The organism is Enterobacter cloacae complex sp. IR5401, from assembly GCF_049238425.1.
Taxonomy (GTDB): domain Bacteria; phylum Pseudomonadota; class Gammaproteobacteria; order Enterobacterales; family Enterobacteriaceae; genus Enterobacter; species Enterobacter hormaechei_C.
In genome coordinates this window covers 101,022-121,606 of the sequence record NZ_JBMKHN010000012.1, presented here as the reverse complement: position 1 = coordinate 121,606, position 20,585 = coordinate 101,022, and the positions used below count along the sequence as shown (strand labels likewise).

The following is a 20,585-nucleotide window of genomic DNA, read 5'->3' as shown; positions in this document are numbered from 1 at the left end:
TCCTTAACCGACGCTGTGTTCAAGACTAATGGCGAGGAGTTTCTGGGCTTCAACGGCAAATTCCAGCGGCAGTTCAGAGAACACGTCCTTACAGAAGCCGTTAACGATCATTGAAATCGCATCTTCTTCACTGATCCCGCGTTGCAGGCAGTAGAAAAGCTGATCTTCACCAATACGTGACGTAGTTGCCTCATGCTCAAGCTGGGCGCTGTTATTGCGGCATTCGACATACGGGAAGGTATGCGCCCCGCAGTCCGCGCCAATCAGCATGGAGTCACATTGGGTGAAGTTACGCGCGTTGGTTGCCGTCGGCATGATTTTCACCAGCCCGCGATAGCTGTTCTGGCTGTGACCGGCAGAGATCCCTTTGGAGATGATGGTCGATTTGGTGTTTTTACCGATGTGGATCATCTTGGTGCCGGTATCGGCCTGCTGATGACCGCTGGTCAGTGCCACGGAGTAAAACTCACCGATTGAGTTGTCGCCGCGCAGAATACAGCTCGGGTATTTCCAGGTAATGGCGGAGCCGGTTTCTGACTGCGTCCAGGACATTTTGCTGTTTTCGCCTTCGCACAGCGCACGCTTGGTGACGAAGTTCAGAATACCGCCGGTGTTACCGTCGCCCGGGAACCAGTTCTGTACCGTAGAGTACTTCACTTCCGCATCTTTATGGATGATGACCTCCACCACCGCCGCGTGCAGCTGGTAGCTGTCGCGCACAGGAGCGGAGCACCCTTCGATGTAGCTAACGTAGCTGCCTTCATCGGCCACCAGGATGGTGCGTTCAAACTGGCCGGTTTTTTCCGCGTTGATGCGGAAATAGGTCGAGAGCTCCATCGGGCAGCGCACGCCTTTCGGCACGTAGATAAAGGTACCGTCTGACGCCACCGCCGCATTCAGTGCCGCGAAGAAGTTATCGTTACTGGGTACCACGGTGCCAATGTACTTTTTCACCAGCTCCGGGTGATCGTGAATGGCTTCCCCGAAGGAGCAGAAAATAATCCCCTGCTCCGCCAGTTTTTCACGGTAGGTGGTTGCCACCGAGACGGAGTCAAAAATGGCGTCTACCGCCACCTCTTTGCCTTCGCGCACGGGCACGCCGAGCTGATTGAACGCCTCTTCCACCTCTTTACTCAGGAAGCTGTTCTCGGCACCGGTTTGCTGTACCGCACCGGGTTGCGAGGCGCAGGTATCATCACAGCTGCCGCAGGAGGGCGCAGAGTAATAGCTATAATCCTGATAGTTCAGCTTATCGTAATGCGCTTTCAGCCAGTGGGGTTCTTCCATCTCCAGCCACGCGCGGAATGCGCTCAGGCGAAACTCCAGCATCCACTCCGGCTCGTTACGTTTCGCCGAAATGGCGCGCACGACCTCTTCGTTGATGCCTTTCGCCAGTTCATCGGTTTGCAGCTGCGTGAAGAAACCCTCTTTATAGTTGAGGTGTCCGCCGCTCCAGGTGTTTACATCACTCGTTGCTTCAGTATTACGAGACATAGTACCGCCTATACCCCAAAGCTTTCGCCGCAGCCGCATTCGTTCTGGGCTTTCGGGTTATGAAATTTGAATAACTGGTTTAAACCTTCCCGAACGTAGTCGACTTCGGTTCCATCGATAAAAGGCATCGCCTGTAGTGCGACGTATAACTTTGCACCGTCGGTTTCAAAGACCAGATCGTCCTTTTCAGGTTCGGTTACGGTATCCAGCACGTAGCCAAATCCCGCGCAGCCAGTCTGCTTAACGCCTAAGCGTACGCCGAGGATGTCGGGATTTTTTGCCACCAGCTCATGAATATGCGCCGCCGCCGCGGGCGTCAGCGTTAAGCCACGCCAGGCAAAATCGGCCGGATTGAAGGTTTCTGAATGCAGTTCCATAGGTCCACCTCATCTGATAAGCCACCAGGGCATAACACCATGTTAGTGATAACGATTATCACTTCAACCCCCTGCGAGCAGGGGCTTTGGGCTAAACCGCCCTTTTTGGCTACTTTCATTAAGCATAGACCCTGTGACGGGATGCGGATGGGATGGTTAGATTTGTTCAATGCATTGATAAATAATGCATTTCATAAGAAAGGCGGTAAGGTGGCGGGCAATGATAAAAATTGTATTGGAAATACCTATTTTTAAAATAGCTAAAGTACGCCCAGGCACCAAATACATTATTTACGTATGCCTCCCCCTTAAGCCAGGTTCTTTTTAATCCTTTTTTGCCTTACCTGGGCGCGCATAAAGACGTTTGATGGATGAGTTAACCATTATTTATCAGTCTGATAGTGGTTAAATTCCGATCATGATTAATTACATAAACTCATCCCTTTTCGGCGTAATGTTTCCCTTGTTAACCATTTATTCAATAAGGGATTAAATTATGTGGAGTGCCCATAAAGCCGCAGTTCATGCTCGCCAGCATGCAGGTCAGTATAGCCAGAAAAGATGTGCAGAATTTGTTTCGAAATCCATTCGCGCCGGCGGTGCTAATCTACAGAACACGCATTATGCTAAGGATATGAAAAGCAATTTAATTCTGGCGGGTTTCCACCAGGTTTACGGTGAGCCTGTTGAGGGCGATGTGGCGGTGATCCAGCCCACTGCGCACCACCCATATGGCCACGCTTGCATCTATGGTGGGAACGGCGTCTGGTACTCTGATTTTGTTCAGCGAACAATGTATCCGGGAAAGGAATACCGGGAATTAAAGCCAGCATATGCAATTTACAGGCATGACTGACATGAAAAAAATAATTCTGGCGATCCTGTTTCTGCCCACTCTCGCATCCGCTGCACAGAAGTTCCCCCCTGAGGTATCCGCTGCCCTTCAGTTTAATAAGTGGTACATCTCGCAAATTATTATCGGGAAAGAGCCCCTGAAAAACTATGAAGCGCTGAGGCCATATGTAACCCGCGAAACTATCAGCAAACTCAAAGCCATGGATAAGCTGGATCCAGATGAATATGACGTGCCTGACGTCGATATGTTCATCAAGGCTCAGGGATATGAAGATGACTGGGGCATCGTCAGTGCGCGGGCGCTGGATTACGATGCCGCCTGTATGCAGGTTTATATCTCATTCGGCAAAAAGCGGGATCACACCGTGATTGACTGCATGGTCAAGGAAGATGGCGTGTGGAAAGTTGAATCCGTGGCCAGTATGAATATTTCAGACAACCTGATGATGGAATAAACCGACGATATGACAGGGGTACTGATGCTATGCATCTTCGCGGATACCCCTGTCGTATCGCCAGAAGGCAAAATCCCGCACTGGCGGTTTACCGTTGGCCCCCTTAACATCAGTGATGGATCGAAACGGCGAAACCCTGTTCACGCCAGTGGTCGAGCTGCTCCTGTTGACGAGGCGTAGGCGCTTTACCGGTCCAGACGAAGATTTTTTGTCCGGGGAAGAGTTCAGGACGTGGAGAATCAATCGGCTCAGCCAGCACGTCGATATGCCAGCCTTTGTAGGCAAGACGGGCCGCTTCCAGCCACAAATGCGTACGGTCGTCGCACTCCCACCCAATCAGCAGCGCATCCTTACCTGCTTTTTTTCGCGACTCACCCAGGCTTGCAACGGCAAACTCAATCAGGACACCGTCCAGCAGGCTCGCCATGTGACGCACCGTATTCTGGTCCTGGTTCATTCGCTGCCGCACAGGGGTGATGATGTTATCTATCAGAACATCCATCGCATGGTCACGGCGGAACTCGCCGATTTTGGCGCGCAGTTTTGCCGGGCTGGCATAGCGCAGAACGGTTAACATCTCTTCCTGAAACGATGCCCAGTTCCCCTGAGTCATCACTTCTGTATTTTCAAGAAGCGCTTTTACTTTACCGACCGAAACACCCGTTTTCATCAGGCGTTTGATCTCTTCGATACGCAGGATATCTTCATCGTCAAACTGACGATGGCCCCCTTCGCTTCGCTGCGGCTTCAACAATCCATAACGGCGCTGCCAGGCACGCAACGTAACGGGGTTGATACCGCATCGTTCGGCCACTTCGCCGATACTGTAATAGGCCATTAACTCCCTCACGCACAATACTTCCATACCTAACCAAACCAACCTTATCAGATTGTACAAATCATTTGTATAACTAACTCCTCGTTCTGAGACAAGTGAATGGCTCAAAGAACCACTCACTCGTTAATATATTGTTGTATAAATTTAGCCGTACGTACAGGTCACTTTTAACAGTTACGTACAGGTTTTTTATAAATCGTACTTTTTCTCGGGCCAGGCAATCGCCGGAATGCCCCCCAGACGCGGGCTGGCGAAAAGGTGACCCTGGAACTGAGAAATCCCGGCAGATTCCAGCCACATCCACTCTTCAGCTAGCTCTACGCCTACCGCACAGAACAGAATTTCCAGGGAGGCGCAGCATTTAATGATTGACTGAATGATTGCCTGACGCGGGCCGCTCTTGTGCACGTTAGCAATCAAATCACGGTTGATCTTGATTCTGTCCGGCTGGAACTGGGCCAGCAGTTGCAGACCGGCGAATCCCGCGCCAAAGTGATCGATGGCCACGCTGATCCCGGCGCTTTTAAGCTGTCTGACCGCGCTGGTGAACTCTTCGAAGCGCGAGATCGCCTCGCTCTCGGTGAACTCGACCACAATTTGCTCCGGCACAAAACCGTTCGCCTCAATTGCCGTCAGTAAAAAATCGACGGCGCCAGGAACATTGACCAGCGTCATCGGCAACAGATTAATGGACAACGTTTGAGTCTGTAGGCCCAGCGCGCTGGCCATCGACAAAGCCACCTGCTTACTCTTCAGATCCGATTCGTACAGCGCCTCACGCGACAGGTTGGCAAAGTAGCTTTCCGGGGACTCACCGGACGGCGTGCGGATCAGGGCTTCCCAGGAAACCACCTGCTGCATAAACGGATCGACGATAGGTTGAAATGCGAAACTACAGTCCGCGCCCTTTGCCACTACCGTTGGCTGGGAGGATAATGGCGTGTTTTCGGTGACAAACTCCCAGGCGTCAGCCGGAGGCAGCTCAAAGTAGTTGGCTTTTTCAGTGGCCTCAACGAAGGTGCGGAAAAATTGTAGGGCGCGATCGTTATAGGTCAGCTGATAGCGGGTTGTGCCTTTATCGAGTACCTTTTGTAGCACTTCGTCGGTGTCGTACTGACGAAGGTCAAAGAGCTCCATACCTACGTTGCCAAAACGTCTTGAAGGCCCGTGATCGCTTAATAATTCGACCACGTTGTGATGCCGTGGGTCACGGCAGATGAGCTGATAGATCTCCTTAACGTTATCAGCGGGCCCTTCAAGTAACTGAAAGAAGTGTGTGCCGTTAAACAGCAAAATCCCCGTCACATCGAACTGGCGATTTCTACAATTTGCAGCAGCGACCATGTCTTCCAGCGCTTTCACTGGAACGTCCTCGCAGATATGACTGCGGTAAATAATGGTTGTGAGCATGCTAATCCTGAAGATTGAGGGGGTGACCACGAAAACACGTGGGGAGAACTCTGTTATAGCACATTAATTACCCAATAAATAATTTACATCTCAACAATTTACATGTCTTCTTTGCGCCTTTTCCGGGCTTGTACAACTCTGCAACGCCACTTCGAATTGTACAATATATTTTGTGAATTTAGCAGTAAGCTGTATACATATAACCATATGATAAATATATACTTTATCAAATATATTATAAAATATTTAAAAAATTGTACATTTTTAATGTACAGATTTGAAAATTATGTATACCTTAAATGTAACGTTACTGATTACGAAAATTTACAGGAGCGAAACATGCAGCAGAACGGACACCTCGCAGACACAGCAACAGCAATTGCGCAGTACTTCGAAAAAGCCGCGCTTCCAACCCAACAGGAAACATTGGGTCAGGTTGTTGTTGAAATCCTTAGCGACGGGCGGAATCTGAATCGCAAATCGCTCTGCACAAAACTGTTAAGTCGCCTTGAAAAGGCCAATGGCCCGGAAGAGGAGCATCATTATCACATGCTTCTTGGCCTGCTCTTCGAACGTTAATGTTATGAACAGCAGTGATGCGGACAGACTGATCGACCAGCTTATTGGAGAAGCCGCTCTTTCACTTTTGAAGGAGCGCGGTCCTGTAACGACCGAGGGATTGGTTCAGCGTCTGCGTAACATGCAAGCCTGTGAGACGGATCCCCAGCGGCGGGAGACATTAGCGAGGGTGATAGCTGAAATCAGCTCTGGCACGGTCGCTTTTAAAGGTCGCAGAACCGCACAAGGACGAATTCAGAGAGAGGGATCTCTCAAAAATAACCGAGACAATGTAGTGCCGTTATTTGGAAATGGAAAACCGTCCGATCCCAAAAAGATACATTGACTACAACTTTACAGCTACGGTGAGAACAAATGAGACAAAATATTCAGCTTCAACCCGAATACCACTCCGCCTTTTTAGATAGCGCGTTGTCGGAGTATTTCCGTCACGCAGGCGATCGCTTTGCTGAAGAGTCTGCCATTTTTTCGACTGCGGTTCGTTGTGTTCTTGCTTCCGAAGGTCATCTGACCAACAAAGCGATCATTCTCTGGCTGATCCAGACGCTGGAATCCACCGACGATGTCGTTAAGGCGGATGTGATCCGCAAGACGCTGGAAATTGTCGTCGGTTACACCATGGACGATCTTTAACGCCTCTCTCTTCCCATCTCTTCGGATAGCGTGTCATCGTCAATTCTGACGAACGGACTGACGATGACACGCCCTCTCTCCTCTAACGCCCTGTTAATCAAGCACGCCGAATGTGGCATGGATCCTGCTTAGTCCGCTAAGGGACTGGGCTTTCCAGTAAACATTGCTTCATTTCTTAACAGGTCTGTTATTGATGAAAAAAATCGCCAGCGTCTGCCCGTACTGCGGTGCAGGCTGCAAACTTAACCTCGTCGTTAAAAATAATCGGATTATCCGTGCCGAAGCCGCTGATGGCGTAACTAATCAGGGCACGCTTTGCCTGAAAGGGTTCTACGGCTGGGACTTTCTTAATGATACTCAGCTGCTTACCCCCCGCCTGACGCAGCCCATGATCCGCTACAGCAAAGGCGAGGCCTTTACCCCTGTTACCTGGGAAGAGGCCATTCGCTATACCGCTTACAGGCTTAAAAGCATTAAAGAACAGTACGGCCCTCGGTCCATTATGACCACGGGTTCCTCGCGGGGAACGGGCAATGAGACCAACTATGTGATGCAAAAATTTGCCCGTGCGGTGCTGAATACTAACAACGTCGACTGCTGCGCCCGCGTCTGTCACGGTCCGTCCGTTGCCGGTTTACAGGAGACCCTCGGCAACGGCGCCATGAGCAATTCCATTAACGATATTGAAAACTCAAAATGCCTGCTGGTATTCGGCTATAACTGCGCCGACTCTCACCCCATCGTCGCCCGACGCGTGCTTAAAGCACGTGAAAATGGCGCTAAAATCATTGTCTGCGATCCGCGTCATATTGAAACGGCACGCATTGCCGATCTTCATCTTCAGTTAAAAAATGGCAGTAACATGGCGCTGGTCAATGCCTTTGGCTATGTCCTGCTTGAAGAGGAATTGTACGACAAAAACTACGTTGCTCGCTTTACAGAAGGGCTTGAGGCGTACCGACTGACGGTAAAAGATTACGCACCCGAGCAGGTTGAACATCTGACGGGGATCCCCGCGCGGGATGTTCGTCAGGCAATGCGCATGTTCGCAGCGGCGCCTTCAGCAACGGTGATGTGGGGAATGGGCGTCACGCAGTTTGGTCAGGCGGTCGATGTGGTGAAAGGTCTCTCCAGCCTGGCACTGCTGACCGGCAATCTGGGCCGCCCTGCCGTCGGCGTGGGGCCGGTTCGCGGGCAAAATAACGTTCAGGGCGCCTGCGATATGGGTGTTCTGCCCAATATGTTTCCCGGCTACCAGGACGTCACTGATCCGGCGGTCAGACTGAAATTTGCTGATGCGTGGAAAATCAATGTCAACCGGATGGACGATCGCGTCGGAACGCGCATCACCGAAGTGCCGCATCTCGCGCTGGAAGGTAAGATCAAAGCGTATTACATCATGGGGGAAGATCCGCTTCAGACAGAAGCCGATCTGGGTCTGGTCCGCCGCGGCTTTGAGGCGCTCGATTTTGTGGTGGTTCAGGACATCTTTATGACCAAAACGGCAGAGCTGGCTGACGTGCTGCTCCCTGCCACCTCATGGGGAGAACACGCCGGTGTGTTCACCTGTGCCGATCGCGGCTTTCAGCGTTTCGGCAAAGCCATTGAGTCCAGCGGCAATGTCAGGCGCGACTGGGAGATCATCAGCCTGCTGGCCACGGAAATGGGCTATCCCATGCATTACGAGGATAACCAGCAGATCTGGGACGAAATGCGCGAGCTGTGCCCCCTCTTCTACGGCGTGACCTACGAAAAAATGGGCGAGATGGGTCACGTTCAATGGCCGTGCCCGACGCTGGATCATCCCGGTACGCCGTACCTGTACAAAGATAATCAGTTCGATACCCCGAGCGGTAAAGGGCAGCTCTTTGCCGCACCGTGGCGCGCGCCAGCGGAAATCCCGGATGCGGATTTCCCGCTGGTGCTCTGTACGGTCCGCGAGGTGGGCCACTACTCCTGCCGCTCCATGACCGGGAACTGCGCGGCGCTGCAAAGCCTGGCCGACGAGCCGGGCCGGGTGCAAATTAACCCGGCCGACGCGGATGAACGGGGGATTGCCGAAGGCCAGCTGGTCTGGGTACGTTCACGCCGGGGTAAAGTGATCACCCGCGCCAGCATCAGCGAGCGCATCAATGCGGGAGCAATCTATATGACCTACCAGTGGTGGATTGGCGCCTGTAATGAGCTGACGCAGGATAATCTCGACCCGATCTCCAGAACGCCGGAAACGAAGTATTGCGCCGTGCAGCTTGAGGCAATCGAGGACCAGCGCTGGGCGGAGGATTTTGCGGCTTCCGCGTACCAGACCATGAAGACGCGGTTGATCGCTGCGGTTAACGTTTAAATGCTTGCCGGGTGGCGGCTATCGCTGCCCGGCCAGCTATCCGCTGCCGTTTCAGGCTATTTGTTGTGCATAATTATTTTCCAGGTAATCGCGAAGCAGGTTCGGCCGGCTCTTTTTCTCCATCAGCCTTCTCAACAGTACGATCAGCTCGTAATCGCTTCGCAGATTAAATTTTTGCATCATCATATATTTATGGGTAAAGACCGTTTTTTCGCTCATCTCCAGCGCCTGAGCGGTCTGCACTACCGACAGCCCTCGGTAAAAATTGACCAGAATACGAATTTGTTGCCGGGATAACCCTTTATGCTGGCAGTCGAAACAGGTCTTTTTATTCCAGGTGTAACCCGGTAATTGCGTCGTGAACCACGCAATAAACAGAACGCCGCTTATACGATCAAGCGATGCCCGCCGAGGAAGAAAAATAATGTCCTGAAAGCAGGAAGGCAGCGTCGAAAAGCGCAGCTCATCGTCGACGAGACCTATCACAATTCCTTTTTGTCGGGCCAGTAACTCCGGAAAACAGGTCAGCGTTTCCCCCTGACATAATGAAAGAACAATAATATCGGCCTGGCTGACGTTTTCATTGGTCAGCGCCAGGTGAAAAGTGATGGAGCGATGAAAGTTATGCTTAAAAAAATCTTCGAAAAAGCTCTGTAGCCCAGCCTGAAAAAACAGATCCGTTTCCTGAATCAGAATATTTAACATAGTTCACACCAACGTCTTTAAAAAAGGCTTATTACCGGCATTCAGTTGTACTGCATCGTCATCACCACAACCGCACTGATGCTTCCCGGCGTGGCGCCCCCTGCCATGGATTTTACCGAGGCCAGCATAGCCAATGTCGCGGTTCTGTCCGCGGCAATGGTCTGGGTCATGCTGGAGCCTGTTCCTTTAAGCGCACCGGTTTGGGCATCGCGCATGGCTATCGCCACATGCGTGGCCGAACCGCTGTTCATAAAATAGTCCGCGCCCGCCTCGGGATCGGGGCTGCCGGTGAAAGCGACGGTCACACTCTGCGTTCCCGTTGGGCACTGGGTAAACAGCAGACTGAAAGGCACCGGATCCGATGTTGAGCCCGGCGTCGCCATATTGGTTGCCTGAATATTGCCCAGATTGACATCGAGGCTGTTATTGCCGCCATTAAATATGCACGGCGACGCCACGATATTTCCCGTCACACCGATATTGACGCTATCAGCGGAGCATACCTTCCCGCTGAGTAAGGCAAGTAACAGCAGTGTCCTGCATCTTATTTTCATCTTCTTACCTGCTACTGATAGGTCAAATTAAGGGTAGCGGAGGCATTCGCTGAACCTGACTCCACGCGGGTTAACGTCTGGTAATATCGGGCCGTTAATGGCAACGTCTCTTGCCCCCCGGCAGACTGTCGCAAAAACAGTCGGCTGTTCATCACCAGCGGTGCACCGTTATAGATAAGCTGCACCCCCACCCCTTTCGCAGTGCCGGCATTTCCCTGCCCGGTTAAGGCCATCACGCTGGTATTGGCGCTGTCCGGATTCTGTATTCCACTGAGCGAGACCGTAATATTGGTTCCGGCGGCGCAGGTCAGGCCCAGGTTTTGCGTGTTCTGTGCTCCCGCTGGCGTGGTGCCCACCGTGGAGCCGAACGCCGAAGCGGGAATATCCCCTATAGGAAACGTCAGCTGGGCCGTATTCACCGTGCACGCCAGAGCATTGATGGTGCCGGAGGTGAGCTGCGTGGTCAGACCGTCACGGTAGAGGCCGTCGCTTCCCTGAAGCGTCACGACGCCAATCACACCCGGCGTTAATGCCCCCGATGAGACCGGACCCGTCACCACCAGCTCAATCCTCCCGCCGTACCAGTCCACATAGGAGGTCTGCGCATTGTACGAGAACGTATTGCTCGGGTTTTCAAAATAACCGTTGGAAGAAAAGCGTATTCCTATCCCGCTGACGTTCGTGTTGTAGACATGGTTGCCGTAGCTGCTCAACGTGGCGCCGTTGTAGCGCATGCTGAATCCCAGCATCAGCGGATTCGTACACCCGGTAAGATAGGAGCCTGTGGCTGACGCCGCGCCGGAAAATACTACCGTGCCGACAGGCGCATCGCGCTGCACGTTGATCGTCCCCACGGACAGGGTGGAAAGCTGCGGGGTGATGGTGGTGCAGGTACCGGCCCGAGCCATATTTGCCGCCGCGAGCAAACAGAGCAGCAGCATCGTCTTAAGACATTTCATGTTAGCGTTCCTGACGGCAGGTGGCGCGTATATCAGCGATCCCACCGTACGTTGAGTGATTCGGCAGCGTGAAATCAGCGCGGCATTGCTGGCTGGCCTGACTTCCCCATGTGGCGACTAACGTTCCCTGCTCGCGCATCCCGGTTAAATAGACCTGACCGCGATCGCCGACAATAAAACTGCCGCTGTCATCACCCACAAGGGTGACCACCGCCCCAAACGGAACGGCGCGATCGTTGTCGGTCAGGGTCATCAGCACCCGGCGTCCTGACTTCGGCAGATAATCGGCTCTCACCACCGCTCCCCGCGTCGGCGTCACCGTGCGGGTGTTGATCTCCAGCTCGACATCGTCCGGCATATTTTCCGGGTCGAGGGTGAGATCGTTTTTCCGGTAGACAGAAAGGTTGCTCACGACCGTATATCCGCGAAAATCTGTCCGTACACCGGGCTGATTGCGGATATCCACGTCGTGGGCGCCAGGGGCTTTGATTAGGACGCTGGTCTCCCCCAGCGGCTGGGAAAGCGTGATGCCATCAGCATGGGCGAGAATGCCGCCTTGCAGCCCGTAATTCAGGCGTTCACTGTTTTTGTCATAACCATAACCTGCCGTGACTTCGCCATAGGTGCCTTTGTAATCCGCGTTCACGTTGCCGGTATAGCCCACGCCCTCTGTGCCGTATCCCTGCTGGACGTTCCAGTTCAGGGCACTATTCTCAAGCGCCACTCCGTTCAGGCCGACGTTATGCGTCGTCCCGTTATTGCTGCTGGCGTTCATGCCATAGTTAGCCCATGTCTGCGGCAAAAATTTATCCAGCGGAATGCTGACGTTGAACGCCAGAAGCTGGTCGTGGTCAGCGTTTTTTTGGCTGTCGCGGGTCTCGGACGCTGAGCGGACATTTTTGCTGTAGGTCCATGTCAGGCCATAGCTGATGTTGTGCCAGTAGTTGCTATAGCCGACGCTCCACGAAGCCATCGACTTACCGTCATTCCAGTAATCTTCCCGCGCCGCACTGAGGGTAAGCGCGCCCAGATTGTCCCCCAGCGTCTGGCTCATCGTCAGCTCGGCACGGTTACGCCGCCTGTCCTGAAGCGCGCTGCTGTCGCCGTACGAACCGAGGACGTCCTGCATCCCGTAATAGCCGCGGGTCGAGTAGCGATACCCGGCAATCGAAAAGTTCGTCCCGGTAGTGATAAAATTCTTGCTGTAACGGGCCCGCCACGACTGACCGCTTGTTTTCGCGGTATGTTCCGGCGTTGACCAGCCCTGAGTGACGTCTGCGGATACTGCCCCGAGATCGCCCATGTTCTTGCCCACCCCCAGAGCCGCTGACTGGTACTTATCTGCCCCCTGAACGCCGCCATAAAGCGTGATGCCGTGCGGGAGGCCGTAAATTCCGGTCAGTTGCCCGAAGGAGGTTTTCTCCACGCTACGGTTATACGAGCGATACTGCCCGGCGGTAAGGGCATATTTCAGGCGTCCCTCCCGTTGCAGGACCGGCAGCGAAGCGTACGGCAGGGTGAAATGTTGCTCACTGCCATCAGCTTCGACGATCGTCACATCAAGATCGCCCGCGCCGCCGGTGGGATACATGTCCGCGATCTCAAACGCGCCCGGTGCCACGTAGCTTTGGTAGATTTGATAGCCATTCTGACGCACCACGACCTGCGCGTTAGTTCGCGCAATACCGCGCACCACCGGCGCATAGCCTTTCAGGGAATCCGGCAGCATATCGTCGTCGGACGCCAGCTGGACGCCGCGAAACGGCATGCTGTCAAAGACATCGGCAGGCGCGGAACTGTCCCCGAGCGTAAGCTGGGCTTGCAGGGGAATAATCGCGCGCTGCATCAAGGTGTAGACGTTATCCCACTTATCCTGGCCGGACGCATCGCGGGACCAGGTGGTGTAGTTGCGTAACCGCCAGGGACCGACGTTGATCCCCGGCCGCAGGTTTGCATACTGGCTGTCGCTGCGGGTGCCTGGCCCGCTTCTTGCCCGGCTGTTCGCCCCGCTCAGGCTGTAGTTGAGCATGGCCGCGGTAATGCCTTCATCCCACATATCCGGCGGAACGTAACCTCTCGCTGGCAGGTCTATGGCCGCCTGTGGGATGCTGATCGCCAGACGCTGAGCGCCAAACTGGAAATCCGCGCTGGCCTGTGGAATCGCCCTGAGATCGGCACATTCACCTTCCCCGGCGGCGAGCTGCGGGAAAAGCGCCGTTTTCACGCCCCACGCTTTTAACTGCCCGATACTCAGGCACGGCTGCAACGTTTCACTGCCGTTAGCATCCTTCACTGCCATGAAACGAATATCCCGCGTTTCCAGCAGCCGATCGTCAAGAATAATATCAACATGGTATGTCCCGGGCGCCTGCGAGCCGGATTCAAAGGCAGATAAATCCGCTTTCCCCATTCCGGGATTATCCAGCTCTACCAGTTCCGTATTAAACGTCTCACTGGCATACAGTGTGGGAGAGACACCAGCAAGCGCGAGGGCAATAAATATTGCCAGGCGCGCAGGCTGCATTGTATTCAATGCCGTTGTCATGACGAGCACCTGATTAACGCGTAAGGATCACAAACTGGCCCGGTGTAATTCACCAGGGCTGCCATAATCGTTAATGACTTTAAACGTCAGCGTATTGCCACTGGTTCCATTCGGTAACGGGAAACGGGCTGTGCCCGAAGGCATCACATACGTGACATCGTCAAGTTTCTTATTACCCAACGTAATTTCATTGAAATTGATAACGTACGGCGTTGGATTATTAACCAGAAGGGTATTTCCCGCACGACGCCAGGTTAATTTATTGGCCTGCTCCTCGGGGGTAGACGCACGAAGAGCCTCTGGTCGATAAATTAATTTGATGCGCGTTTTGACGGCAATTTGCAGCGAGTTCATCTGCTTAGAGGCTGACGGAATAGCTTTGATGTTCAGCCAGAATAAACTCTCCTGCCCTTGAGGCAGAGAGCCTGTCATGACAATACGCTCGAGGTTTTTTTGTCCGCCGTCCAGCCGATACAGCGGAGGAGTAATAATAAAAGGCGCTTTACCCGATTGTTCATCCTGAACATCTATCCACGACTGAATTAAATAAGGACCGTTATCAGGATTCGTAATATTTATTGACGCTTCTTTTTTAGCCCCATCAAAAATAACACGGGTGCCGCCAATAATTACTCCTGCACTGGCGGATGTTAACGTCAGCGGTAACAGCGCCATAACCAGGCCCGTTGTGGTGATAAAACGCATTTTTTTACCTCATAAAACAAGGGGCCAGGCGGCCCCCTGCTAATTACTGCCATTGACTTAGTTGTACACCACAGAGAAGTTCGCGACCGAGTTAGCCGGGCCCGCGGTAACGGATGCCGCGGTGGAAATATACTGCGCGTAGAAGCTCAACGTATTATCAGCCGTACTGCTGAGTGCGTAGGTATAGCTGTTGCTGCCGTGCAGCGGCAGATCGGCTTTATCTGCCGTCATCAGGTTAATCGCCACCCCGGTAGCCGCTCCCGCCACGGACGTATCAATCGCCAGCAGGCTGGCGTTGGTTAAATCCGGCGTGCCATCAAAACGGACTTTTGCATTGGTGACCGTTACCGGACAGTTTTTCAAAATAATATTAAACTGCGTCGCAGCCGTTCTCGCCCCGGTTGTCGGGAATTCCGTTTTATAATAATCGCCCAATACCACCACCTGATTCTGGGATGCCACATCAACGTCGCATGCAGAATCCAGAATATTTCCGTTAAAATTAACGGTACCGGCCGCTGCCAATGCATTGGTCATAGTGAGTACAGAACCTGCCGCTAACATTGCCATCATCAATTTCTTATTCATAATTTTATATCCCGTATTACTCTATTTATTACCGACATTCAGTTGCAGAAATTAAACCCCTTCCGACGAGTCAAAATTTATACAACTCCTTTTCCGCATACAATCAATTTTGAGGTCTAGCTGTAGACCCTCTTTTAACAAATAAAAAACATATTCACTCGGGAATAGCTTAAGAATAATGTCCACAGTCTACTTTTAGACCTGAACAAAAAAAGTTGCAATTTCAATTAATTAACACTTAAAAAAAGATAAGTCTATAATTAGACTCGCTGCTAACATTCCCTGACCTGCTGTTTTTTAAGATAATTCTTTATGCCGATCAAAAAATGATCGCATCAGTCAGTGAGGTCTCAAATGAATACCCGATTCGCGCCTGAGTCAGAAATTGATAAATCAACAGTGCTCGGCGCTAAGCCTTTTAAGCACATTGAAAAAATAATCGATAATGTTTTGCCGCATGCGGAGAGAGGCATTATTGCCAGAGGAGAAATTATCCATTATTGCTCCGGCGATACCCGTCAATGCTTTTTACTGTTGCATGGCAGCGTGGCGTTGCACCGTCGCGGGGACGGTATCGTCTTAAATTCTGAATCTGCGCCATTTATACTCGGCGTGAGCAGCCAGTTATCGTCTGAGCACCTGTACGTCAGAGCGCTGGAAACCTCAGAGGTGGCCAGCGTTTCGCTGGCGCGTTTCAATCATGTTGTCGCACAACAGAATTTATGGGAGCACTTCTCAAACCTGCTGATCTATACCGCATCGCGCGTTTACGAACATTGCGCCCAGATATCGCAAATGTCGGCTTATGACATTATCCGCTTTCAGCTGGTTGAGTTGATGCAGGAGCCGGAAGCCATTAGACAAAACATTACCGCCGCAGCCTATATCAAAAGCCGCACCTATCTTTCACGCAGTGGCATTATGCGGATCCTCGCGGAGTTGCGGACGGGGAAATACATCACCATGGAGCGTGGCGTTCTAGTAGAGATCCATCACTTACCCCGTAAATACTGAGGCTGTATTTATCTCTGGAGAAGGTGGAAAAGAAGAGCGACACTATAGAGAGTACAGTCTCTTTCCAGGTTAACGCTATGTCTTCTGACAAACCATCGCATCGCGGATCTCCCTATGCTCAGGAACTGATTTCTCATTTACAGCCGCACTGCACCACGCATAAAACCGATCCCGGCGAGCAACTTAATCTCCAGGTAAACGGGCAGAGCATGTGTTATTTAATTCTTGACGGCACGGTCGCAATATACAGAAGAAGCGACGACATGATGCTTTCGACGGCGCGCAGTCCCGCCCTGTTTGGCCTCGCTAACCTGACGGACATCTATTTTACCGACTACCTTCGAACGGTAACGCCTTGCCTGGTTGGTGTGCTCACGACCGAGCGGGTGGCTGAAATTATCAAAGAGAAGGCGCTGTGGGGGCTGCTTTCTAATCATCTGATGTTTGTCTATAACCGGCTTTATCACAACGTCATGCCGAAAGGCGCGCCAACCGCGTACGAGATGATTCGCCAGCAGCTCGTGCTGCTGATGCAGGAAGATGACAGCTACCGACGTAGCGTGACGGCGGAAAGGTATATCAGGGATAAAACCCAGCTTTCCCGCAGCGGCGTAATGCGGATCCTGGCTGACCTGAAAACGGGCGGGTTCATCGAAATGGAAGAAGGCCGGCTGATTAAAATTAACAAACTGCCTGCCAGATACTGACTGTCAGACACAAAAAAGGCCGCGCTTGCGGCCTTTTCTTCACTGCTTAATGGACGTGAACGCCCAACCGCCAGGCAAAGTAGATCTCTTCTTTCAGTTCGTTTGAAGAGAGCGCCAGCAAATCCGTAAATTCCAGCTCAAGCTGTTTCAGCTTTTTCAGGTACTGCGCGGGAGACAGATTGCTTTTATCGCGACGTAAATATTCAATTGCCAGCTGTGTTGGGGTTATTTCAGTATCCATGATGTCCTCGCTTATGTTCAAAACGTGACCAGTATATCACAATCAGGCGGCTAATTTTTGACCAAAAGCAAGACATCCGGAAACTTTACACAACGGCCGTCGTCAGCCTTGATGAACAACACAGGCGATCCTGCTCGTCCAGGATATCAATCTGCCACACCTGATGGCGGCTTCCAGCATGCAGCGCCCGGCAGACGCCGCGCACGCGCCCGCTGCGAACGGAGCGGATGTGGTTGGCATTGACCTCCAGACCCACCACCTTCTGCTCTCCTTCCGTACACAGGTAGCCCGCCACCGATCCCAGCGTTTCGGCCAGCACGACGGACGCGCCGCCGTGTAACAGGCCAAACGGTTGATGAGTACGGCAGTCTACCGGCATCGTCGCTTCCAGTTCGTTGTCGCCAATGCGCGTGAACTGGATGTCCAGCAAACCGACCATGTTCTCCGCGCCCATGGCATTTAAGGCCTCCAGCGTGACCGCACGTTTCCAGATCATCCGATAATCTCCAGTAAAGCCTGCAATGGATGGCGGACGCCGTTACCTTCCACCCGTTTCACCTGGCTGCGGCAGGAGTAGCCCGTCGCCAGACAGCGGTTGCGTGGCAGGCGCTGCATCGCCTGATGCCATGACAGCTCGTAAATGCCGAGCGAATTAGCGTGGTTTTTGACTTCATGGCCGTAGGTTCCGGCCATACCGCAGCAGCCCACGTTGACGCTTTCCAGCTTCGCGCCAAACCGGGAGAAGATAGAAGCCCACTGGGCAGGCGCCGTCGGCAGCGCCGTCACTTCGGTGCAGTGCCCAAACAGGTACCAGGATTCTCCGCTGACCTCCTGAGGGGGCGTTTGCGTCAGCACCGCAGGCAGCCACTCGTGTACCAGTAAGACCTGAAAATCACCGCGCTTATCGCCGAGCGTCTGCTTATATTCGTCCCGGTAACAGAGCACCAGCGCCGGATCGACGCCCACCATCGGCATGCCGAGCTGCGCCACGCGATTCAGAAAATCTGAAGTTTTCTGCGCGGTTTTCGCAAAGCGGGTGAGGAAGCCTTTAATGTGCTGCGCCTTGCCGTTCGGCGAGAACGGCAGCACCACCGGCTGGTAGCCGATTTTCTCGGCCAGTCGGACAAAATCGGTCACCACCTGCGCATCGTAATAGCTGGTAAACGGATCCTGCACCACCAGCACCACCTTCGCTTTCTGCTCAGGGCTTAATGCTTCCAGTTGTTCCAGGGTCATATTCGCCGAGCGGTGCCCCACCAGCCGACGCTGGAGCGATGGCACCGACAGCAGCGGCAGATCCACCATGCCGATATGTTTTTCAGACAGTTTTCGCACCAGTGGCTGGTTGATAAAGAAGTTAAAGGTTTTTGGCGCACGGGCCATCAGCGGCGCGTAACTCTCCACCGTCGCTACCAGATGATCGCGCATCGGGCGTAGATAACGCGTGTGGTACAGCTGGAGGAAGCGGGAACGGAATTCCGGTACGTCAATTTTAATTGGGCACTGGGTTGAACACGCCTTACACGCCAGGCAGCCGGACATCGCCTCTTTCACCTCATGCGAGAAATCGTATTCGCCTTTGTTCGCATGCCAGCTGTTGCGGGTGCGTTCGATAAGCCCGCGCAGGCTGGCGCGTTTTTCCGGCAGCTCCTGTTCCAGCTTGAGCGGGTCAACGCCGCGGTCGGCCAGCAGGCGCAGCCATTCGCGCACCAGCGTGGCACGCCCTTTTGGGGAGTGGATGCGGTTGCTGGTGATTTTCATCGACGGACACATCGGGCTTTTCACATCGAAGTTAAAGCACAGCCCGTTGCCGTTACACTCCATCGCGCCGCGCCAGGAAGCGCGTACCGCAATCGGAATTTGGCGGTCATAGGTGCCGCGCTTAACGGCATCCACCTGCAACATCGGCGCATCAACGCCCTCCGGCGGGCAGATTTTTCCCGGATTGAGGCGGTTATCAGGATCGAACGCGGCCTTCACCTTACGCAGCTCGGCGTAGAGCTGTTCGCCAAAAAAGGCCGGGCTGTACTCGGCGCGGAACCCCTTGCCGTGCTCGCCCCACAGCAAACCGCCGTATTTGGCCGTCAGGGCCACAACCTCGTCGGAGATCTCCTTCATCAGGATCTCCTGCTGCGGATCGCACATGTCCAGCGCCGGGCGCACGTGCAGCACGCCCGCGTCAACGTGCCCGAACATGCCATAGCTCAGACCATGGCTGTCGAGCAGCGCGCGAAACTCCACGATATAATCCGCCAGATGTTCCGGTGGCACGCAGGTATCTTCCGCAAACGGAATCGGCTTCGCCGCCCCTTTCGCGTTGCCGAGCAGCCCCACCGCCTTTTTACGCATCGCGTAGATTCGCTCGATGCCGGAGAGATCGTTACACAGCTGCCAGCCAATGACGCCGCCTTCCCCCTGCGCAATCAGCTCGTCCAGACGCTGGCAGAGCGTGTTTACCTGGCTCTCAATCAGCTCTGCGTCATCCCCGGCGAACTCGACGATGTTCAGGCCGAGCATCTCTTTATCCGGCACGTCGGTAATCAGTTCGCTCACCGAATGCCAGACAATATCCTCCCGGGCCAGGTTCAGGACTTTTGAATCGACGGTTTCCACCGACAGCGCCCGCGCCTCCACCATAAACGGTGCATTACGCAGCGCGGAGTCAAAGGAGTTGTATTTGACGTTCACCAGACGGCGCACCTTTGGCAACCGGGTGATATCCAGACGCGCTTCGGTGATGAAGGCCAGCGTCCCTTCTGACCCGGTCAGTACGCGGGTAAGATCAAACTGGCTCATATCGTCATTGAAGACATGTCGCAGATCGTAGCCCGTCAGGAAGCGGTTTAGCTTCGGGAATTTGTCAAGGATCAGCTCGCGATTTTCGCGGCAGCGCTCCAGCACGGTGCGATAAATCCGTCCGCTGGTGGTGCTCTCTGCTGCCAGCGTTTCGGCCAGTTCGATCGGCATCGGTTGGGTATCGAGGATATCGCCCCCCAGCAGCACCGCCCGCACACCCATAACGTGGTCGGAGGTTTTGCCGTAGACCAGTGAGCCCTGCCCCGAGGCATCGGTGTTGATCATCCCGCCAATGGTCGCGCGGTTACTGGTGGAAAGCTCCGGCGCAAAAAAATAGCCGTAAGGTTTCAAAAACTGATTCAACTGATCTTTGATCACCCCCGCTTCCACACGCACCCACCCCTCTTCCGGGTTGATCTCAATGATGCGGTTCATATAGCGGGACATATCAATGATGATGCCCTGGTTCAGCGCCTGCCCATTGGTACCCGTCCCGCCGCCACGCGGGGTGAAGACCAGGGAGCTGAAACGCTCCTGCGATGCCAGACGGGCGATGAGCGCCACATCGGCGGTAGAGCGCGGGAAAACGACGGCATCGGGAAGAAGCTGGTAAATACTGTTATCGGTCGCCATCGTCAGCCTGTCGGCATAATCGGTAGCGGTGTCACCTGTAAAACCCTGTTGCTCCAGTGCCTGCAAAAAATTAAGCACCAGCTGAACGACGCCCGGTGCCTGAGAAATCTGTGGGATCATTGCTGTCGACCCTAATGAGAATAGTGTGAAATC

Annotated in this window: 21 protein-coding genes; 8 read left to right on the top strand and 13 right to left on the bottom strand. The window is 53.4% G+C overall.

Annotated features, from left to right (window positions below; translation table 11 throughout):
- Nucleotides 1-3: 3 nt before the first annotated feature.
- Both sufB and sufA read right to left on the bottom strand, forming a co-directional pair.
- A complete protein-coding gene (gene sufB, locus ACOTX1_RS17335; RefSeq protein WP_003857739.1) occupies nt 4-1,494 on the bottom strand; it encodes a Fe-S cluster assembly protein SufB in 1,491 nt (496 codons plus the stop codon).
- Nucleotides 1,495-1,502: 8 nt separating this feature from the next.
- On the bottom strand, nt 1,503-1,871 hold the full coding sequence (sufA, locus tag ACOTX1_RS17330) for a Fe-S cluster assembly scaffold SufA (RefSeq protein ID WP_003857741.1): 369 nt from the start codon (nt 1,869-1,871) through the stop codon (nt 1,503-1,505).
- Nucleotides 1,872-2,367: 496 nt separating this feature from the next.
- Between sufA and ACOTX1_RS17325 the strand changes: the two genes are divergently transcribed.
- A complete protein-coding gene (locus tag ACOTX1_RS17325; RefSeq protein WP_017693570.1) occupies nt 2,368-2,727 on the top strand; it encodes a hypothetical protein in 360 nt (119 codons plus the stop codon).
- A 1-nt stretch (nt 2,728) separates the two neighbouring features.
- Nucleotides 2,729-3,181: a DUF3828 domain-containing protein gene (locus ACOTX1_RS17320; protein WP_023315945.1), complete on the top strand. Its 453-nt coding sequence runs from the start codon at nt 2,729-2,731 to the stop codon at nt 3,179-3,181.
- A gap of 109 nt (nt 3,182-3,290) precedes the next feature.
- Here the strand turns inward: ACOTX1_RS17320 and ACOTX1_RS17315 are convergent, their stop codons facing one another.
- Both ACOTX1_RS17315 and ACOTX1_RS17310 read right to left on the bottom strand, forming a co-directional pair.
- Nucleotides 3,291-4,019 (bottom strand): MerR family transcriptional regulator, encoded by a 729-nt coding sequence (locus ACOTX1_RS17315; RefSeq protein WP_003857744.1) that lies wholly within the window; start codon nt 4,017-4,019, stop codon nt 3,291-3,293.
- A gap of 189 nt (nt 4,020-4,208) precedes the next feature.
- Nucleotides 4,209-5,429, bottom strand: a complete 1,221-nt coding sequence (locus ACOTX1_RS17310) for a diguanylate phosphodiesterase (protein ID WP_003857746.1) — start codon at nt 5,427-5,429, stop codon at nt 4,209-4,211.
- A 339-nt stretch (nt 5,430-5,768) separates the two neighbouring features.
- Here ACOTX1_RS17310 and ycgZ point away from each other — a divergent pair, with 339 nt between their 5' ends.
- From ycgZ to fdhF, 4 genes are all read left to right on the top strand, one after another.
- A complete protein-coding gene (gene ycgZ / locus ACOTX1_RS17305; protein ID WP_003857747.1) occupies nt 5,769-6,008 on the top strand; it encodes a regulatory protein YcgZ in 240 nt (79 codons plus the stop codon).
- A gap of 4 nt (nt 6,009-6,012) precedes the next feature.
- Entirely contained in the window at nt 6,013-6,333 is a 321-nt protein-coding gene (locus tag ACOTX1_RS17300) for a hypothetical protein (RefSeq protein ID WP_032658210.1), read from the top strand.
- Between the two features lie 29 nt (nt 6,334-6,362).
- Nucleotides 6,363-6,641, top strand: a complete 279-nt coding sequence (locus ACOTX1_RS17295) for a biofilm/acid-resistance regulator YmgB/AriR (RefSeq protein WP_003857748.1) — start codon at nt 6,363-6,365, stop codon at nt 6,639-6,641.
- Nucleotides 6,642-6,834: 193 nt separating this feature from the next.
- Complete coding sequence (fdhF, locus tag ACOTX1_RS17290; RefSeq protein WP_023315944.1) at nt 6,835-8,985, top strand: formate dehydrogenase subunit alpha; 2,151 nt, start codon at nt 6,835-6,837, stop codon at nt 8,983-8,985.
- Nucleotides 8,986-9,036: 51 nt separating this feature from the next.
- On the opposite strand, the gene ACOTX1_RS17285 is transcribed toward fdhF, so the two are convergent.
- The 6 genes from ACOTX1_RS17285 to ACOTX1_RS17260 are packed head-to-tail and all read right to left on the bottom strand — an operon-like array spanning nt 9,037 to nt 15,041.
- On the bottom strand, nt 9,037-9,690 hold the full coding sequence (locus tag ACOTX1_RS17285; protein WP_023315943.1) for a helix-turn-helix transcriptional regulator: 654 nt from the start codon (nt 9,688-9,690) through the stop codon (nt 9,037-9,039).
- 41 nt (nt 9,691-9,731) lie between these two features.
- Nucleotides 9,732-10,244 (bottom strand): fimbrial protein, encoded by a 513-nt coding sequence (locus ACOTX1_RS17280; protein ID WP_023315942.1) that lies wholly within the window; start codon nt 10,242-10,244, stop codon nt 9,732-9,734.
- Nucleotides 10,245-10,255: 11 nt separating this feature from the next.
- Nucleotides 10,256-11,203 (bottom strand): fimbrial protein, encoded by a 948-nt coding sequence (locus ACOTX1_RS17275; RefSeq protein WP_023315941.1) that lies wholly within the window; start codon nt 11,201-11,203, stop codon nt 10,256-10,258.
- A gap of 1 nt (nt 11,204) precedes the next feature.
- The gene (locus tag ACOTX1_RS17270) at nt 11,205-13,748 is read right to left on the bottom strand and encodes a fimbria/pilus outer membrane usher protein (RefSeq protein WP_263522437.1); all 2,544 of its coding nucleotides are present in this window, start codon (nt 13,746-13,748) and stop codon (nt 11,205-11,207) included.
- 27 nt (nt 13,749-13,775) lie between these two features.
- Nucleotides 13,776-14,453 (bottom strand): fimbrial biogenesis chaperone, encoded by a 678-nt coding sequence (locus ACOTX1_RS17265; protein WP_023315939.1) that lies wholly within the window; start codon nt 14,451-14,453, stop codon nt 13,776-13,778.
- A 57-nt stretch (nt 14,454-14,510) separates the two neighbouring features.
- Nucleotides 14,511-15,041 (bottom strand): fimbrial protein, encoded by a 531-nt coding sequence (locus tag ACOTX1_RS17260; protein WP_022650915.1) that lies wholly within the window; start codon nt 15,039-15,041, stop codon nt 14,511-14,513.
- A gap of 354 nt (nt 15,042-15,395) precedes the next feature.
- On the opposite strand from ACOTX1_RS17260, the gene ACOTX1_RS17255 reads away from it, so the two are divergent.
- Together ACOTX1_RS17255 and ACOTX1_RS17250 are read left to right on the top strand one after the other, a co-directional pair.
- Nucleotides 15,396-16,055, top strand: a complete 660-nt coding sequence (locus tag ACOTX1_RS17255) for a winged helix-turn-helix transcriptional regulator (protein ID WP_003857763.1) — start codon at nt 15,396-15,398, stop codon at nt 16,053-16,055.
- 77 nt (nt 16,056-16,132) lie between these two features.
- Complete coding sequence (locus ACOTX1_RS17250; RefSeq protein ID WP_023315938.1) at nt 16,133-16,762, top strand: helix-turn-helix domain-containing protein; 630 nt, start codon at nt 16,133-16,135, stop codon at nt 16,760-16,762.
- Between the two features lie 46 nt (nt 16,763-16,808).
- On the opposite strand, the gene ACOTX1_RS17245 is transcribed toward ACOTX1_RS17250, so the two are convergent.
- The 3 genes from ACOTX1_RS17245 to ydiJ all read right to left on the bottom strand — a co-directional run bounded on the left by ACOTX1_RS17245 (nt 16,809) and on the right by ydiJ (nt 20,552).
- Nucleotides 16,809-17,003 carry a YdiH family protein gene (locus tag ACOTX1_RS17245; RefSeq protein WP_003857766.1) on the bottom strand — a complete coding sequence of 65 codons (195 nt, stop codon included), beginning with the start codon at nt 17,001-17,003 and terminating at the stop codon, nt 16,809-16,811.
- 85 nt (nt 17,004-17,088) lie between these two features.
- Nucleotides 17,089-17,499 carry a 1,4-dihydroxy-2-naphthoyl-CoA hydrolase gene (menI, locus tag ACOTX1_RS17240; protein ID WP_003857767.1) on the bottom strand — a complete coding sequence of 137 codons (411 nt, stop codon included), beginning with the start codon at nt 17,497-17,499 and terminating at the stop codon, nt 17,089-17,091.
- Nucleotides 17,496-20,552 carry a D-2-hydroxyglutarate dehydrogenase YdiJ gene (gene ydiJ / locus ACOTX1_RS17235; RefSeq protein ID WP_023315937.1) on the bottom strand — a complete coding sequence of 1,019 codons (3,057 nt, stop codon included), beginning with the start codon at nt 20,550-20,552 and terminating at the stop codon, nt 17,496-17,498. Before ydiJ ends, menI begins: the two co-directional genes overlap by 4 nt.
- Nucleotides 20,553-20,585: the final 33 nt, after the last annotated feature.

What these genes read in the sequence shown, in the direction of transcription:
- sufB (WP_003857739.1), bottom strand. Translation starts at nt 1,494, where the DNA reads ATGTCTCGTAATACTGAAGCAACGAGTGATGTAAACACCTGGAGCGGC.
- sufA (WP_003857741.1), bottom strand. Translation starts at nt 1,871, where the DNA reads ATGGAACTGCATTCAGAAACCTTCAATCCGGCCGATTTTGCCTGGCGT.
- ACOTX1_RS17325 (WP_017693570.1), top strand. Translation starts at nt 2,368, where the DNA reads ATGTGGAGTGCCCATAAAGCCGCAGTTCATGCTCGCCAGCATGCAGGT.
- ACOTX1_RS17320 (WP_023315945.1), top strand. Translation starts at nt 2,729, where the DNA reads ATGAAAAAAATAATTCTGGCGATCCTGTTTCTGCCCACTCTCGCATCC.
- ACOTX1_RS17315 (WP_003857744.1), bottom strand. Translation starts at nt 4,019, where the DNA reads ATGGCCTATTACAGTATCGGCGAAGTGGCCGAACGATGCGGTATCAAC.
- ACOTX1_RS17310 (WP_003857746.1), bottom strand. Translation starts at nt 5,429, where the DNA reads ATGCTCACAACCATTATTTACCGCAGTCATATCTGCGAGGACGTTCCA.
- ycgZ (WP_003857747.1), top strand. Translation starts at nt 5,769, where the DNA reads ATGCAGCAGAACGGACACCTCGCAGACACAGCAACAGCAATTGCGCAG.
- ACOTX1_RS17300 (WP_032658210.1), top strand. Translation starts at nt 6,013, where the DNA reads ATGAACAGCAGTGATGCGGACAGACTGATCGACCAGCTTATTGGAGAA.
- ACOTX1_RS17295 (WP_003857748.1), top strand. Translation starts at nt 6,363, where the DNA reads ATGAGACAAAATATTCAGCTTCAACCCGAATACCACTCCGCCTTTTTA.
- fdhF (WP_023315944.1), top strand. Translation starts at nt 6,835, where the DNA reads ATGAAAAAAATCGCCAGCGTCTGCCCGTACTGCGGTGCAGGCTGCAAA.
- ACOTX1_RS17285 (WP_023315943.1), bottom strand. Translation starts at nt 9,690, where the DNA reads ATGTTAAATATTCTGATTCAGGAAACGGATCTGTTTTTTCAGGCTGGG.
- ACOTX1_RS17280 (WP_023315942.1), bottom strand. Translation starts at nt 10,244, where the DNA reads ATGAAAATAAGATGCAGGACACTGCTGTTACTTGCCTTACTCAGCGGG.
- ACOTX1_RS17275 (WP_023315941.1), bottom strand. Translation starts at nt 11,203, where the DNA reads ATGAAATGTCTTAAGACGATGCTGCTGCTCTGTTTGCTCGCGGCGGCA.
- ACOTX1_RS17270 (WP_263522437.1), bottom strand. Translation starts at nt 13,748, where the DNA reads ATGACAACGGCATTGAATACAATGCAGCCTGCGCGCCTGGCAATATTT.
- ACOTX1_RS17265 (WP_023315939.1), bottom strand. Translation starts at nt 14,453, where the DNA reads ATGCGTTTTATCACCACAACGGGCCTGGTTATGGCGCTGTTACCGCTG.
- ACOTX1_RS17260 (WP_022650915.1), bottom strand. Translation starts at nt 15,041, where the DNA reads ATGAATAAGAAATTGATGATGGCAATGTTAGCGGCAGGTTCTGTACTC.
- ACOTX1_RS17255 (WP_003857763.1), top strand. Translation starts at nt 15,396, where the DNA reads ATGAATACCCGATTCGCGCCTGAGTCAGAAATTGATAAATCAACAGTG.
- ACOTX1_RS17250 (WP_023315938.1), top strand. Translation starts at nt 16,133, where the DNA reads ATGTCTTCTGACAAACCATCGCATCGCGGATCTCCCTATGCTCAGGAA.
- ACOTX1_RS17245 (WP_003857766.1), bottom strand. Translation starts at nt 17,003, where the DNA reads ATGGATACTGAAATAACCCCAACACAGCTGGCAATTGAATATTTACGT.
- menI (WP_003857767.1), bottom strand. Translation starts at nt 17,499, where the DNA reads ATGATCTGGAAACGTGCGGTCACGCTGGAGGCCTTAAATGCCATGGGC.
- ydiJ (WP_023315937.1), bottom strand. Translation starts at nt 20,552, where the DNA reads ATGATCCCACAGATTTCTCAGGCACCGGGCGTCGTTCAGCTGGTGCTT.